The sequence below is a fragment of the Microbispora corallina genome (genome assembly GCF_016863035.1).
GTDB lineage: Bacteria > Actinomycetota > Actinomycetes > Streptosporangiales > Streptosporangiaceae > Microbispora > Microbispora corallina.
Map to the genome: position 1 here is coordinate 246,622 of NZ_BOOC01000001.1, position 13,997 is coordinate 260,618.

The 13,997-nt window shown below is 73.5% G+C and carries 11 protein-coding genes; 4 read left to right on the top strand and 7 right to left on the bottom strand.

Annotation, left to right across the window (positions count from 1 at the left end; all coding sequences use genetic code 11):
* Positions 1-28 precede the first annotated feature (28 nt).
* The 4 genes from Mco01_RS01135 to Mco01_RS01150 all read left to right on the top strand — a co-directional run bounded on the left by Mco01_RS01135 (position 29) and on the right by Mco01_RS01150 (position 5,024).
* Positions 29-1,822, top strand: coding sequence for an ABC transporter substrate-binding protein (locus tag Mco01_RS01135; protein WP_204055020.1), 1,794 nt, complete (start codon positions 29-31; stop codon positions 1,820-1,822).
* Positions 1,823-1,909: 87 nt separating this feature from the next.
* Positions 1,910-2,890, top strand: a complete 981-nt coding sequence (locus Mco01_RS01140) for an ABC transporter permease (RefSeq protein WP_204055021.1) — start codon at positions 1,910-1,912, stop codon at positions 2,888-2,890.
* Positions 2,891-2,931: 41 nt separating this feature from the next.
* The gene (locus tag Mco01_RS01145) at positions 2,932-3,996 is read left to right on the top strand and encodes an ABC transporter ATP-binding protein (RefSeq protein WP_204055022.1); all 1,065 of its coding nucleotides are present in this window, start codon (positions 2,932-2,934) and stop codon (positions 3,994-3,996) included.
* Positions 3,993-5,024 carry an ABC transporter ATP-binding protein gene (locus tag Mco01_RS01150; RefSeq protein WP_051457866.1) on the top strand — a complete coding sequence of 344 codons (1,032 nt, stop codon included), beginning with the start codon at positions 3,993-3,995 and terminating at the stop codon, positions 5,022-5,024. The genes Mco01_RS01145 and Mco01_RS01150 overlap by 4 nt, the downstream gene beginning before the upstream one ends.
* A gap of 66 nt (positions 5,025-5,090) precedes the next feature.
* On the opposite strand, the gene rpe is transcribed toward Mco01_RS01150, so the two are convergent.
* The 7 genes from rpe to Mco01_RS01185 are packed head-to-tail and all read right to left on the bottom strand — an operon-like array spanning position 5,091 to position 13,956.
* Positions 5,091-5,750, bottom strand: coding sequence for a ribulose-phosphate 3-epimerase (rpe, locus tag Mco01_RS01155; RefSeq protein ID WP_204055023.1), 660 nt, complete (start codon positions 5,748-5,750; stop codon positions 5,091-5,093).
* Between the two features lie 48 nt (positions 5,751-5,798).
* A complete protein-coding gene (locus Mco01_RS01160) occupies positions 5,799-7,196 on the bottom strand; it encodes an RsmB/NOP family class I SAM-dependent RNA methyltransferase (RefSeq protein ID WP_204055024.1) in 1,398 nt (465 codons plus the stop codon).
* Between the two features lie 19 nt (positions 7,197-7,215).
* On the bottom strand, positions 7,216-8,145 hold the full coding sequence (gene fmt, locus Mco01_RS01165; RefSeq protein WP_204055025.1) for a methionyl-tRNA formyltransferase: 930 nt from the start codon (positions 8,143-8,145) through the stop codon (positions 7,216-7,218).
* The gene (gene def / locus Mco01_RS01170; RefSeq protein ID WP_036321499.1) at positions 8,145-8,693 is read right to left on the bottom strand and encodes a peptide deformylase; all 549 of its coding nucleotides are present in this window, start codon (positions 8,691-8,693) and stop codon (positions 8,145-8,147) included. Before def ends, fmt begins: the two co-directional genes overlap by 1 nt.
* 43 nt (positions 8,694-8,736) lie before the next feature.
* The gene (locus tag Mco01_RS01175) at positions 8,737-9,951 is read right to left on the bottom strand and encodes a hypothetical protein (protein WP_204055026.1); all 1,215 of its coding nucleotides are present in this window, start codon (positions 9,949-9,951) and stop codon (positions 8,737-8,739) included.
* Positions 9,952-9,974: 23 nt separating this feature from the next.
* Positions 9,975-11,651, bottom strand: a complete 1,677-nt coding sequence (locus Mco01_RS01180; RefSeq protein WP_239103248.1) for a hypothetical protein — start codon at positions 11,649-11,651, stop codon at positions 9,975-9,977.
* A gap of 40 nt (positions 11,652-11,691) precedes the next feature.
* Positions 11,692-13,956: a primosomal protein N' gene (locus Mco01_RS01185; RefSeq protein ID WP_204055027.1), complete on the bottom strand. Its 2,265-nt coding sequence runs from the start codon at positions 13,954-13,956 to the stop codon at positions 11,692-11,694.
* Between the last annotated feature and the right edge of the window lie 41 nt (positions 13,957-13,997).

A 13,997-nucleotide genomic window follows, 5' to 3' on the forward strand; every position in this document is an offset into this window, starting at 1 on the left:
AGGCGCTCTCCCCCATAGGAAGGACCACATGAGATCGCACAGCAGGCGATACGCCTCGGTGACGGCCGTCCTCGCCATCGGCGCGCTGGCCCTGGCGGGCTGCGCCAAGGGTGGCGGCGGCGGCGCCCCCGACACCGCCGCGGGCGGCTCCCAGAAGCCGCTGGAGAACAAGGCGGTCAGCGCGATCGCGGTCGGCACGGCCGATGACTCCAAGGGCCCCGCCCCGGAGATCCCCGGCGCCAAGTCCGGCGGCACCGTCTACATGATCGACCGTGACGACTTCAGCCACCTGGACCCGGGCCGTGTCTACCTGAACTACAACTCCTCGGTCTCGGAGCTGTTCACCCGCCGGCTCACGGCGTACAAGCACGACGACTCGGGCAACATCAAGCTCGTCGGCGACCTGGCCACCGACGCCGGCACCACCACCGACGGCGGCAAGACCTGGAAGTTCACGCTGAAGGACGGCGTGAAGTGGGAGGACGGCACCCCGATCACCTCGGGTGACATCAAGTACAGCTTCGAGCGCCTGTTCGCGGACTTCATCACCGAGGGCCCGGACTACGCCGAGAGCTGGCTCGTCCCCGACGCCAAGAAGCCGTTCCGGGACCAGTACAAGGGCCCGTACGACGGCAAGGAGCTCGACACGATCGAGACTCCGGACGACAAGACGGTGGTCTTCCACCTCAACGGCCTCCACCCCGACTTCAACTTCACCGTGGCCATGACCGGCTACGGCGCGGTGCCGAAGGCGCACGACACCAAGCAGAAGTACGACAAGCAGCCCTTCTCGGCCGGCCCGTACAAGATCGTGAGCCACGTCACCGACAAGTCGCTGGACCTGGAGCGCAACCCGAACTGGGACAAGAACACCGACTCCATCCGGCACGCCTACCCGGACAAGTTCCACATGGAGTTCGGCGTGCAGGCCCAGCAGACGACCGAGCGGTTCCTCGCCGACACCGGCAACGACAAGAACGCGTTCACCTTCCACAACGCGGTCGCCGCCGAGCGCGTGCAGGAGGTGCTGGGCAACGCCGAGGCGATGAAGCGCTCGGTGCAGGGCCTGACGCCGTTCACGACGTTCTACAACATCAACACCAAGCGGATCCCCGACGTCAACGTCCGCAAGGCCATCATCACCGCCTGGCCCGCCAAGCAGATCCAGCAGATCGAGGGCGGCGAGATCAACACCGGTAAGATCGCCACCACGGTCATGAGCCCCACGGTCCTCGGCTACGAGCCGTTCGACCTGTACGGCAAGCTCAAGAAGCCGGAGGGCGACCCCGACGCCGCCAAGCAGCTGCTGCAGCAGGCCGGCAAGGTGAACCAGACCCTCGTCTACGCGTACAACCAGACGCCGACGCAGGAGAAGATCACGGTCGCCATCAAGGAGGCCCTGACCAAGGCCGGCTTCAACGTCGTGGCCAAGCCGCTCAACCCGGCGACGTACTATGACGCGATCGGCCCGGTGGACAACAAGTACGACGTCTACTGGGGCGGCTGGGCGGCCGACTGGCCGACCGGCTCGACCGCGATCCAGCCGCAGTTCGACGGCCGTCTCATCACGGACAACTCGCCGAACTACACGCACCTGAACGACCCGGCGATCAACGACGCCATCGACAAGGCCAACGCCATCACCGACGCCGCGGCGGCCGGTAAGGCGTGGGCCGCGATCGACCGGCAGATCATGGAGCAGGCGGCGATCGTCCCCGAGTACTACCAGACCTACTTCGGCCTCTACGGCTCCGGCCTCGGCGGCGTGAAGATGGACCCGATCGAGGGCGAGCAGTCCGCGCTCGACATCTGGGTCAAGTAGCAGTCCTCCGGGTCCGCCGCCTCCGCCCCCTCGGGGCGGGGCGGCGGGCCCCCGGCCCGTTCCGCCCGCTGGAGCAAGTGCGACGCCATGACCGGTTTTCTGGTACGCCGAATCCTCGGCGCCCTGGTGATCCTCCTGATCATCAGTGCCGTCACGTTCTACCTCTTCTACGCCATCCCTCGCGACCCGGCGCGGGCGTTCTGCGGCAAGATCTGCCGTCCTGAGACGCTCACACTGATCCGGCACAACCTGGGGATGGACGAGCCGCTGTTCGTGCAGTACTGGCACTGGCTGGTGGGCATCTTCGCCGGGCGGGACTTCGTCCAGTTCGGCGCCTGCCCGGCGCCCTGCCTGGGCTACTCCTTCGCCACGCAGGAGCCGGTGTTCGGCGCGATCGTCGACCGCTTCCCGGTGACGCTGTCGCTCACCATCGGCGCCTCGGCGGTGATCCTCTCCTTCGGCATCCTGACCGGCATGCTCGCGGCCTGGAAGGTCGGCCAGCCGCTCGACAAGATCGCCAGCGCCTCGTCCGTCGTCGGCGCGTCGCTGCAGATCTACTTCGTCGGCCCGCTGCTCGCCTTCTACCTCGTGGACACGGCGGGCCTGCTGCCGCGCCCCTCGTACGTGGCCTTCACCGAGGACCCGCTGGGCTGGTTCACCCATCTGCTGCTGCCGTGGGTCGTGCTGTCGATCATCTTCACCGCCAACTACACCCGCATGACGCGCTCCCAGATGGTCGAGCAGCTCGCCGAGGACTACGTCCGGACGGCGCGGGCCAAGGGCATGTCGAGCCGGTCGGTGTTCTTCCGGTTCGCCTGGCGGGGCGCGATGATCCCCATCATCACGATCTTCGGCGTCGACCTCGCCACGCTCCTGGGCGGCGCGATCATCACCGAGCAGACGTTCAGCCTCCACGGCATCGGCGAGCTCGCCGTACGGGCCGTGCAGAACACCGACCTGCCGATGCTGCTCGGCGTGACGATCGTGGGCGCGGCGGCCATCGTGGTGCTGAACATCGTGGTGGACGTCCTGTACGCCGTCATCGACCCGCGCGTGCGGATCGGCTGAGGCCGGGCCATGCACCACAGAACGAGGAACAGGAGCAGCAAGTGACCACCGTGTCGTGGAGCGGCGAGCAGGGCACCTCGCGCGGCCCCGGGCCGTTCCTGTCCGTCCGCGACCTCAGCGTCGAGTTCAGCACCGAGGACGGCGTCGTCCACGCCGTGGACGGCCTCTCCTTCGACGTGGAGAAGGGCACCACCCTCGGCATCGTCGGCGAGTCCGGGTCGGGCAAGTCGGTCACCAACCTCGCCATCCTCGGCCTGCACGACCCCGCGCACACGAAGATCGCCGGTGAGATCTGGCTGGAGGACCAGGAGCTGCTGTCGGCCGGCCGCGGGACGATGGAGCGGCTGCGCGGCGACCGGGTCGCCATGATCTTCCAGGACCCGCTGACCTCGCTGTCGCCCTTCCACACCATCGGCCGGCAGATCGGCGAGGTCTACCGCAAGCACAAGGGCGCGAGCAAGAAGGAGGCCCGCGAGCGGGCCGTCGAGATGCTCGACCGCGTCGGCATCCCGCAGCCGAAGACGCGGGTGGACCACTACCCGCACGAGTTCTCCGGCGGTATGCGCCAGCGCGCGATGATCGCGATGGCCCTCGTCTGCGACCCCGACCTGCTGATCGCCGACGAGCCGACGACCGCGCTCGACGTGACCGTCCAGGCCCAGATCCTCGACCTGCTGAAGGACCTCCAGCAGCAGTTCGGGACGGCGATCATCCTGATCACCCACGACCTCGGCGTCGTCGCCAACACCGCCGACAACGTGCTGGTCATGTACGCCGGGCGGGCCGCCGAGCGCGGCACGGTCCGCGAGGTGCTCCGGGAGCCCCGCCACCCCTACACGTGGGGCCTGCTCTCGTCGATGCCCCGCCTGAACGCGGCCGTCGACGAGCCGCTGCACCCGGTGCGCGGCACGCCCCCGAGCCTGCTCACCCCGCCGCCCGGGTGCCCGTTCCACCCCCGCTGCGACTACCCGCAACTGGCCGGCCCGGAGCTGTGCTTCCACCAGCGCCCCGACATCTCGCCCGAGTCGGGTCACGGCGACGCCTGCTACCTCACCCTCCAGCAGAAGAAGGACATCCGTACCGCCCAGATCGAGGAACCGGCATGAACGAGACCCTCCTGGAGCTCCAGGGGCTGGTGAAGCACTTCCCCATCCGCGGCGGCGTACTGGTCAAGCACCAGGTCGGGGCCGTCCACGCCGTGGACGGGATCGACCTCACGGTGGCGGAGGGCGAGACGGTCGGCCTCGTGGGCGAGTCGGGCTGCGGCAAGTCCACCACCGGACGGCTGGCCGCCCGGCTCCTCGAACCCACCGGGGGCAAGGTCCTCTACCGCGGCCGTGACATCAGCCACAGCTCGCGCCGGGAGCTCAAGCCGATCCGGCCCGAGATCCAGATGATCTTCCAGGACCCGTACAGCTCGCTCAACCCGCGCCAGACGGTCGGCACGATCATCCGCGGCCCGATGGACATCAACGGGATCAACCCCGCCGGCGGGCGGCACAAGCGCGTCCAGGAGCTTCTGGAGATCGTCGGCCTCAACCCCGAGCACTACAACCGGTTCCCCCACGAGTTCTCCGGAGGACAGCGGCAGCGCATCGGCATCGCCCGCGCGCTGGCGCTCGACCCCAAGCTGATCGTGGCGGACGAGCCGGTGTCGGCCCTCGACGTGTCGATCCAGGCCCAGGTCGTCAACCTGCTGCAGCAACTGCAGCGGGACCTCGGCATCGCGTTCCTGTTCATCGCGCACGACCTGGCCGTGGTGCGGCACTTCTCGCAGCGGGTCGCCGTGATGTACCTCGGGAAGATCATGGAGGTCGGCGACCGCCAGTCGATCTACGAGCGGCCCCGGCACCCGTACACGCACGCCCTGCTGTCGGCCGTGCCCGAGCCGGACGTGGCGGCCGAGCCCCGCGAGCGGATCCGCCTGGCCGGCGACGTGCCCTCGCCGATCGACCCGCCGTCCGGCTGCCGGTTCCGCACCCGCTGCTGGAAGGCGCAGGACAAGTGCGCCCAGGAGGTGCCGCCGCTGGTCCGGCTCAGCGGCAACCGGGAGGGCCACCTGACGGCCTGCCACTTCCCCGAGGCCCCCACCGTCCACGGCGAGGACGTCGTCCTCGACCCGGCCCTGGCCTGAGGCCTTCCGTGAGGGGGCGCCGGCCGATCGGCGCCCCCGCCGGCCTCTGCCAGGCGTGAGGGCCGGTCAGGCGTTCTCGGCCAGCGCCCGCAGCGCGCGTACGGCGGCGGCGGGGTCGTCGGCGCCGTAGACGGCGTTGCCGGCCACGAAGACGTCGGCGCCGGCCTCGGCGCACCGCTCGATGGTCTCGTCCGACACGCCGCCGTCGACCTGGAGCCAGACCTGGCCGCCGTGCTTGTCGATGAGCGAACGGGCCCGGGACACCTTGGGCAGCACCATGTCGAGGAACCGCTGCCCGCCGAACCCGGGCTCCACGGTCATCACGAGCAGCATGTCGATCTCGGGCAGCAGGTCCTCGTAGCCGTCCACGGCCGTCGCCGGGTTCAGCGCGAGCCCGGCCCTGGCCCCGGCCGCCCGGATGGTCCGCAGCGTCCGTACGGCCGCCTTGGCGGCCTCCGCGTGGATGGTCACGCTGGCCGCGCCCGCCTCCGCGTACCCCGGGGCCCAGCGGTCGGGGTCGTCGATCATGAGGTGGCAGTCGATCGGCGTCGAGGTGGCCTTCAGCAGCGCCTCGACGACCGGCAGGCCGAGCGTCAAATTAGGCACGAAGTGGTAGTCCATGACGTCCACGTGGAGCCAGTCGGCGACGCCCTCCACCCGGGCGGCCTCGTCGGCGAGGCGGGCGAAGTCGGCGGACAGGATGCTGGGCGAGATCTGTACGGCCATAGTGCCTGCAGTCTATTCAGACCGGCGCGTCCGCCGGGAGCGACGGGGTCAGCGCCGGCGCAGGAGCGCGAGGAACATGGCGTCGGTCCCGTGCCGGTGCGGCCAGAACTGGACGTACGGCCCGTCGCCGAGATCGGGCACCTCGGGGAGGTACTCCCGCGCGTCCAGCGTCTCGGCCCGGTCGCCCAGGTCCCCCACCACGGCGCGGGTCTCGTCGAGGTGCGGGGAGCAGGTGACGTACGCCACGACGCCGCCGGGCCGCACCGCGTCCAGCGCCGAGACCAGCAGGTGGCGCTGCAGCCGCGTCAGCTCAGGGACGCTGCGGGGGTCGCGCCGCCACCGGGCCTCCGGCCGCCTGCGCAGCGCGCCGAGGCCGGTGCAGGGGGCGTCGAGCATGACCCGGTCGAACGCCCCGGGGCGCCAGGCGGGCTCGGTGCCGTCGGCGGTGACGACCGCCGCCTCGCGGGTGGCGTTCCACACCAGCCGGGCGCGGTGGTACTGCACGTCGGACGCGAGCAGCCGCGCCTCCCGCTGCGTCGCGAGGGCGTCGAGGAGCCCGGCCTTGCCGCCCGGGCCGGCGCACATGTCGAGCCAGCTCCGGTCGCGCTCCAGCGGCACGCGGGCGAGGGCCAGCGCGACCAGCTGGCTCGCCTCGTCCTGCACGGCCGCCCTGGCCTCGCCGACGGCCCGGATCGAGCCCGGGTCCCCCTCCGGCAGATAGGCCGCGTACGGCGAGTAGGCGGCCGGCTCGGCCCCTGCCTCGACGAGCTCGTCGAGCGTGGCGCGGCCCGGGCGGGCCACCAGGGCGACGCGCGGCCGCTCGTTGTCGGCCTCCAGCAGGGCGGCCGTCTCGCCGAGGTCGCCGCCGAGGGCGTCGCGCATGGCCGACACGATCCAGCGGGGGTGGCTGTGGGTCACGGCGAGGTTGCCGATCGGGTCCTCGTCGGCGGGCGGGGCGACGATCTCCAGCCACTGCTCCAGCGTCCGCCCGGCGACCTTGCGCAGCACCGCGTTGGCGTACCGGGACGGCCCGGGGCCGACGCGGAGCCTGACCAGGTCGATGGTGGCGCTCACCGCCGCGTGGGGCGGGATGCGGGTGCGCAGCAACTGGTGGACGCCGAGCCGGATCGCGTCGAGCAGCGGCGGGTCGACGTCCTCCGGGGCGCGGTCGCTGCACGCGGCGATGACCTCGTCGTAGGTGCCCAGCCCGCGCAGCGTGCCGTAGGCGAGCTCGGTGGCGAGGGCGGCGTCGCGTCCGGAGATCCGGCGCTGCCTGAGCAGGGTCGGCATCAGCAGGTTGGCGTACGCGTCGCGCTCGTCCACCGCGCGCATGAGGTCGTACGCGGCGTTGCGGGCCTCGTCCCTGCGCGGCCGCGCGCGTCCCTGGGCGGCCGGCGGACGGCCTCCCGGCCCGCGTCCGGTGCCCCTGTCACCCCGCCTGGTCATGCCGCCCGCTCCCACCGGGTCACGCGAAGCTCTCCCCGCCGGTGAAGCGGACGCCCCGGGCCCACTCGGCGGCGTCCATGACGCGCTTGCCCTGCGGCTGGACCTCGGTCAGCTCGACGGGGTGGGTGCCGGTGCCGACGCGGACGGCGCTCCTGGTGGCGGCGATCTCGCCGGGCGCGAGCTTGTCCGCCTCGGGGGCGGGCCGCACCGGGCCGATCTTGACCCGCTGGCCGTGGAGCTCGGTCCAGGCCCCGGGCGCGGGGGTGCACGCGCGGACCAGGCGGTCCACCCGCATGGCGGGGGCGCCCCAGTCGATCCGGGCGTCGTCGACCTCGATCTTGGGCGCCAGGCTGACGCCCTCGGCGGGCTGCGGCCGGGCCTCGAGCGTGCCGTCCTCGATGCCGTCGAGCGTGCCGACCAGGAGCCCCGCCCCGGCGTCGGCGAGCCGCGCGAGCAGGATGCCGCTCGTGTCGTCGGGCCGCACGGCCTCGGTCAGCACCCCGAACACCGGGCCCGCGTCCAGCTCCTTCACGATCCGGAACGTCGAGGCGCCGGTGATCTCGTCGCCGTGCAGGACCGCGTGCTGCACGGGGGCCGCGCCCCGCCAGGCGGGCAGCAGCGAGAAGTGCAGGTTGACCCAGCCGTGGCGCGGGATGTCGAGGGCCGCCTGGGGGAGCAGGGCGCCGTACGCGACGACCGGGCAGCAGTCGGGCGCGATCGCCCGCAGCCGGTCGAGGAACTCCGGATCTCCGGCCTTCGGCGGCTTGAGCACCTCGATGCCCGACTCCTCGGCCAGCTGGGCCACCGGGCTGGGGTGGACCTTCCGCCCCCGGCCGGACTGCGCGTCCGGCCGGGTGACGACGGCGGCCACCTCGTGGCGGGGCGAGTCCAGCAGGGCGCGCAGCGACGGCAGCGCGGTCTCGGGAGTGCCGGCGAAGACCAGGCGCACTACAGGGCCCTCCCACCCGTGACGTGCGGGGACACCTTGACGACGGGGGCCGACAGGCCACTCCACTCGGCCTCGCGGATGGCCTTCATCGCGAGCTTGCGCTGCGCGGAGTCCATGCGGTCGATGAACAGCACGCCGTCGAGGTGGTCGGTCTCGTGCTGGAAGCACCGCGCCATGAGGTCGGTGCCCTCGAGCGTGATCGGCTCGCCGTACATGGTGAAGCCCTTGGCCACGGCGCGGATCGCCCGGGGCGTGGGATAGGTCAGCCCGGGGAACGACAGGCAGCCCTCCTCGCCCTCGGTGTCCAGCTCGTCGGACAGGTCGAGGTCGGGGTTGATCAGGTGACCGAGCTGATCGTCGACGTAGTAGGTGAAGACCCGCAGCCCGACGCCGATCTGGGGGGCGGCCAGGCCGGCGCCCGGCGCGTCCATCATCGTGTCGGTCAGGTCCTTGACGAGCTTGCGCAGCTCCTTGTCGAAGTCGACCACCGGCGCCGCCGGTGTGCGAAGCACGGGGTCGCCGAACAGTCGGATCGGCTGGATGGCCAACGGCGGGCTCCGTTCACGTCACGTTCTGCGGGATCACCACAGTCTACGGGCGTGAACGGGCCTTCATCGCCGTCTTCCTCGCCGTCTTGGCGATCAGGGGGTCGGGGTGGTGCCGTCCGAGCAGCTCCAGCACGGCGAGGGCGTCGGGATGGTCGACCCGGCCCATGTCGGGCACCAGCGTGAGCAGGTCCTCGCCGAGGATGTCGAAGTGGGCGACCGAGTCCACCGGCGCGCCCAGGTAGAGCAGGGCGGCGAGCGTGTCGACCGCCACCCAGGCGCCGTCGCCCTCACCGAGGGCCGGCGCCTCCAGGTCGCGCACGCCCAGCCAGGCCGCGGCGTAGCGCCACATCATCGGCTCGTCGAGCGCCTCGCGCACCGCCTGCTCCGCCTCCGGGCCGAGCTCCTCAAGGACGGTCCCCGCGGTGCCGCGCTGGGCGGCGTTGCCGGACGCGGCGATCTTGATGAGCTCGCGGGCCGCGTCCTCGGGCATGCGCCGCTCCAGCCACAGCGTGGCGGCGCTGGCGGACGCCTTCCCGGCGAGCATGGCGTCGATCAGCTCGGCCGCGCCCTGCTGGGCGAAGGCGGCGACCTCCCGCAGCGACGGCGCGTCGTGGCCCTCGCGGAGGAGGTCGCGGCGGACGGCCCACACGCCCGGCCCGGTCAGCCGGACGAAGTCGCCCGACACCTCGATCAGGCCGCAGTACTCCAGCAGCCGCATGGCCTCGGCCAGCTCGGCGGGCAGGGTCATCCGCAGCCGCCGCAGCTCGGGCTGGCGGGCCTCGCAGCCGATCTCGTGGGCCTGCAGGATGCCCCCGGCCAGGGCGGCCAGCGGCATGCCCTCCTTCACGCTGTAGATCGTGGCGAGGATCTCGGTGAGGTGCTCGTCGACCACGGCGGAGCCGGTCAGTCCCTCCTCCGTACGGTCGAGGACGTCCATCACCACGCCGTCCCAGAACTCCAGCGGGTCGGGCACGCCCGGCCCCGGACGGGCGCCGTGGCGGGTGACCTCGACGAGGCGCCCGTTGACCGCGACGACCCACAGCAGGCGCAGCCGGCTCGCCTCCAGGCCCAGCTCGCCCACGGCCGCCGCGGCGTCGCCGTCGGTCAGCAGCCCGTGCTCGTCGACCTCGCGCTCGCCGGTCCACGCGGCCAGGCGCTCGGCGTCCCGGACGAGCGGGACCGTCCGCACCACCCGGACGATCTCCTCCTCGGGGGCGAGCTCGACCGGCGGGAATGTGAGCACGTCGCTGTCGGCCATTCCAGCAACTTACTCCACAGCAGTCACCGAATGCCCCGCGAACGTGCCTTGAAGGCGGCTTTCCGGGCGGCCTTCGCGGCGGCCCGGTCGGGCAGCGTGTTGCCCAGCAGTTCCAGAACCTCGACCACGTCGGGGTGCTCGACGCGCCACATGTCCTCGATCAGGTGGGCGGGCGGCCCGGAGGCCGCGATGTTCTCCGCGAAGCCCTCCGGGTCGGCCTCGGCCGCCGGCAGCGCGAGCGCCAGCATGTCGACGCTGACCCACAGCACCTCCTCCGGGGTCAGGGCCGGCGCGTCGAGCCCGCGCGACGACAGCCAGTGGATGGCGTGCGGGCGCAGCTCCGCGTCGTCCAGGTACGACCGGACCACCTCGGCGGCCTCGGGGCCCAGCCGGTCGACGATGGTCACGGCGATCCCCCGCACCTCGGCGGGGGCGCCGGCCACCGCGGCCAGCAGCTCGGCGGCCGCCTGCTCCGGCGCCCGGCGCGACAGCCAGGAGACGATCTCCCGCTCGGCGGCGTCGGCCGGCAGGCCGTCGGTGATGAGCCCGGCGATCAGACCGCTCGCGTCGCCCTCCGCCAGCTCGGGGGCGAGCGGGGCCTCCATGCCCATCCCGGTGTACAGCTCGCGCAGCCCCCACAGGCCGTGGGGGGTGAGGCACAGGCCGTCCTCGCTCCACTGGACCGTTCCCGTGTACGTGAGCCCGGTCAGCGCCTCGTCCAGCGGCCCCACCGGCCGGTCGGGCGCCACCTCGCGGAGGTAGTCGGCCAGCGCCTCGACGGGCACCGGCGACTGGAGCCGGTAGAGCAGGTCGTGGATCGAGGACATCCCCCCGTCCACCACGTCCTCCCCGGTGAGGGCCGCCTGCCCCTCGATCAGGAACTCCAGGGTGCCCGCCCACAGGTCGAGCAGCTCCTCGTCCGCCCGGGCGTCCAGCGGGCGAAAGCCCTCGGCCGCGGCGACGGCCGTGCCGTCCAGCCGGGCCAGCCCGAGCTCGACGGCGAGCCGCCACACCAGGGCGGGCCGCCCGATGCCCAGCTCCTCGGCGATCACCCGGGCGTCGCGCACCCGCAGGGCCCGCCTGACCGTGGTCGTGCGGCCGCCCTCGGCCATCCACGTCACCACCCGGTGGGCGTCCAGCAGCAGCGGCACCTCCCGCACGGCGCGGACGACCTCCTCCCGCGCCGGGAGCCGTACGGCGGGCAGCGGCGCGCAGCCGGGGCAGTCGCAGCCGGGCCCGTCCTCGCCGCCGGACTCCCCCGTCCCGGTCCTGGACGACGGGCCGGGCAGGTCCAGGGAGTCGGGACCGATCGCGCTGAACAGGCTCTTGGCCATGCCGAACTTCGTCGTGTCGGCCAGCGCCCGCGGCATCTCGGGCTCGATCTCGTCGATGGTCGCCCGCATCCGCTCGGCCGTCTTGCTGCCGATCTCGCCCGTCTCCAGCAGGAACTCGACCAGCGTGCGGGCCGCGGCCACGGTCTCGGGGGCGCTCTCCGGCGGGGCGATGACCTTCCGCGGGTAGATCTCGAGCAGGAGCTCCTCGAACGTGCCAGGCCGGAAATCGCCCAGCTCGTTCACCTCGAGGTAGTCGCTGGCGTAGTCGCAGAGCAGACGCACCTCGTCGACGTCGACCTCGACGTCCTTGTCCCGCCCCCACGCGCGAAGGCCGTCGATGGCCCGGTTCACCCATTCGATCGACACAGGGAGACGCTAACGGGTTACTTTCGGCATCGCGAATCGGTCAGATGAGGTCGAGCGGATCAATGCTCACTCGCACCACGTCAGCCGCCTTCCGCGCCGACCGCACCCCGCTCGCCCCCTTCAGCGCGCCGGCCAGGGCCGACCCCCGGTGCCGGGACACCCGGACCATGGCGCGCTCCAGCCCGCCCTCGACCGGGACGGGCCCGAGCACCTGGGCGCCGCCGGGCAGCGCGGTGTCGTCCAGCATCTCGCGGACAGCCGGCCCCGTACCGGTCAGCGTGGCCATCCGCACGGCCGGCGGGAAGCCCAGCTCCGCCCGCTCGTCGAGCTCGCGCTCGGCGAAGGTGACCGGGTCCCAGCGCAGCAGCGCCTGCACGACCGGGATCCGGCCGTCGGCCAGCACCACGACCTCGGCGCCCGGCCGTGCCAGGGCGGCGGCGTTCATCCACCGCCGCAGCGCCTCCTCGGCCACCCGCAGGTCGGGGCGGCCGAGCAGCGCCCACCCGTCGAGCAGGACGACGGCCGCGTAGCCGCCGTCCGGCACCGGCTCGGCCCCGGGCGTCGCCACGACGAGCGCCGGCGCGGCCCCCACCGTGGCCAGCACGCCGTCCCTGCCGGACGTCCGCACGGCCACCGAGGGGAACGCCCGGCCGAGCTCCTCCGCCGTGCGCCGGGCCCCCACGATCACCGCGCGCACCCGGGGGCTCCCGCAGTGCGGGCAGCGCCAGTCGCCGGCGATCCGCCCGCACCAGCGGCAGTACGGCACGGCGTGCCCGCCGCGCAGCGCCAGAGGACCCGAGCACACCGGCCCGGGGGTCTCCCCACCGTCGTCGCGGCCCGCGGCTCCGGGGAGCCGCGCCCTGGCCCCCGTACGGCGGCCTGAGGAGGCGTCGAGGCTGATCGGGGGCGAGCCGGAGCACCGGGCGGGGGCGCGGCAGTGCTGGCAGGCCAGGGCGGGCAGGTAGCCCCGGCGCGGCACCTGCACGAGCACCGGGCCGCGCTCCAGGCCCTGGCGCAGGGCCCGCCAGGCGAGGCTGGGCAGCCGGGCGGCCCGGGCGGCCTCGTCGCGGGCCAGCTCCATGTCGTCGCCGATCGGGCGCACCCGCGGCAGGCTCGCCCGCAGCTCGTCGTGGCCGGGCAGCAGCGGCGCGGCCCATCCGGTGGCGATGAGCAGCGCGGCCTCGGCCGTCTGCGCGAACCCCCCGACGAGCATGGCCGCGTCGGCCCGCTGCGCCCGGATCCCGAGGACCTCGCGCGCGTGCGGGTACGGCGCGTGCCGCTCGGCGTGCAGGTCGTCGCCGTCGTCCCAGATCACGGCCAGCCCGAGGTCGCGCACCGGGGCGAAGGCGGCGGGGCGGTTGCCGACGACGATCCTGGCCTCTCCGCGCAGGGCCTTGAGCCACCGGCGGTACCGCTCGGCCGGGCCGAGGTCGGCCGTGACGGCGACGTGGGGGGTGTCGCCCAGCGCGTCGACGACCAGCGCCACGTCCTTGCCGTCGGGGACCACGACCACGGCGCCGCGGCCGCCCGCCGCGGTCGCGCGCACAGCCGCCGCCACCGCGTGCGGCCAGGTCGCCCCCTCCGGGCCGACGCCGGGGATGGCGGTCCAGACGGCCCGCGGCGAGCGGCCCTCGGCCAGCGCCGACAGGAACGACGCGCCCGTGGGGTAGCCGTCCCAGGCGCCGCCCCCGACGGCCTGCCGGTACAGCCCCCAGGACTCGGCGTCGGGGCCGTGGCGCACGGGCTCGTCGCCCTCCTCCTCCGCTTCGCCGTCCGCGTCCGGGCCCGTTCCGGGCTCGGACGGGCGGGCGTCCGCGCGGCGGACCAGGGAGCGCCCCTCGGCCTCCACGCGGGCGTGGCGGGGCGGCACGGCCAGGCGCAGGACGTCGGACATCGTCCCGGCGTACCGGTCGGCCACGGCCCGTGCCAGTCCGGCGATCTCCGGGGTGAGGACCGGCTCCGGCGAGACGACCCGGTCGAGGAACGCCAGCCGCCCCGTGTGCTCGCTCGCCTCGGCCCGCTCCAGCAGGAACCCGTCGGCGAGCTGCCCCGCGAAGCGGACCCGGACCCGGCAGCCGGGGACGGCCTCGGCGTCCATCGAGGCGGGCACGAGGTAGTCGAACGGGCGGTCGAGGTGGGGCAGCGGGGTGTCGACCACGACCCGGGCGACCGGCAGCCGCTCGGCGGCCTCCCGCGCCCCCCTGGCGGCGCGCGCCCGGGGACGGCCGGGAGCGGGCGCGGGGGCCTGCTCCGGCACCGGGAGGAGCGCCTCCTGCGGGTAGGGTGCGCTGGTCGGCTCGGTCACGTCTACGTCCTACCAGACCCGGCCGACCGCGAGGGCACGGG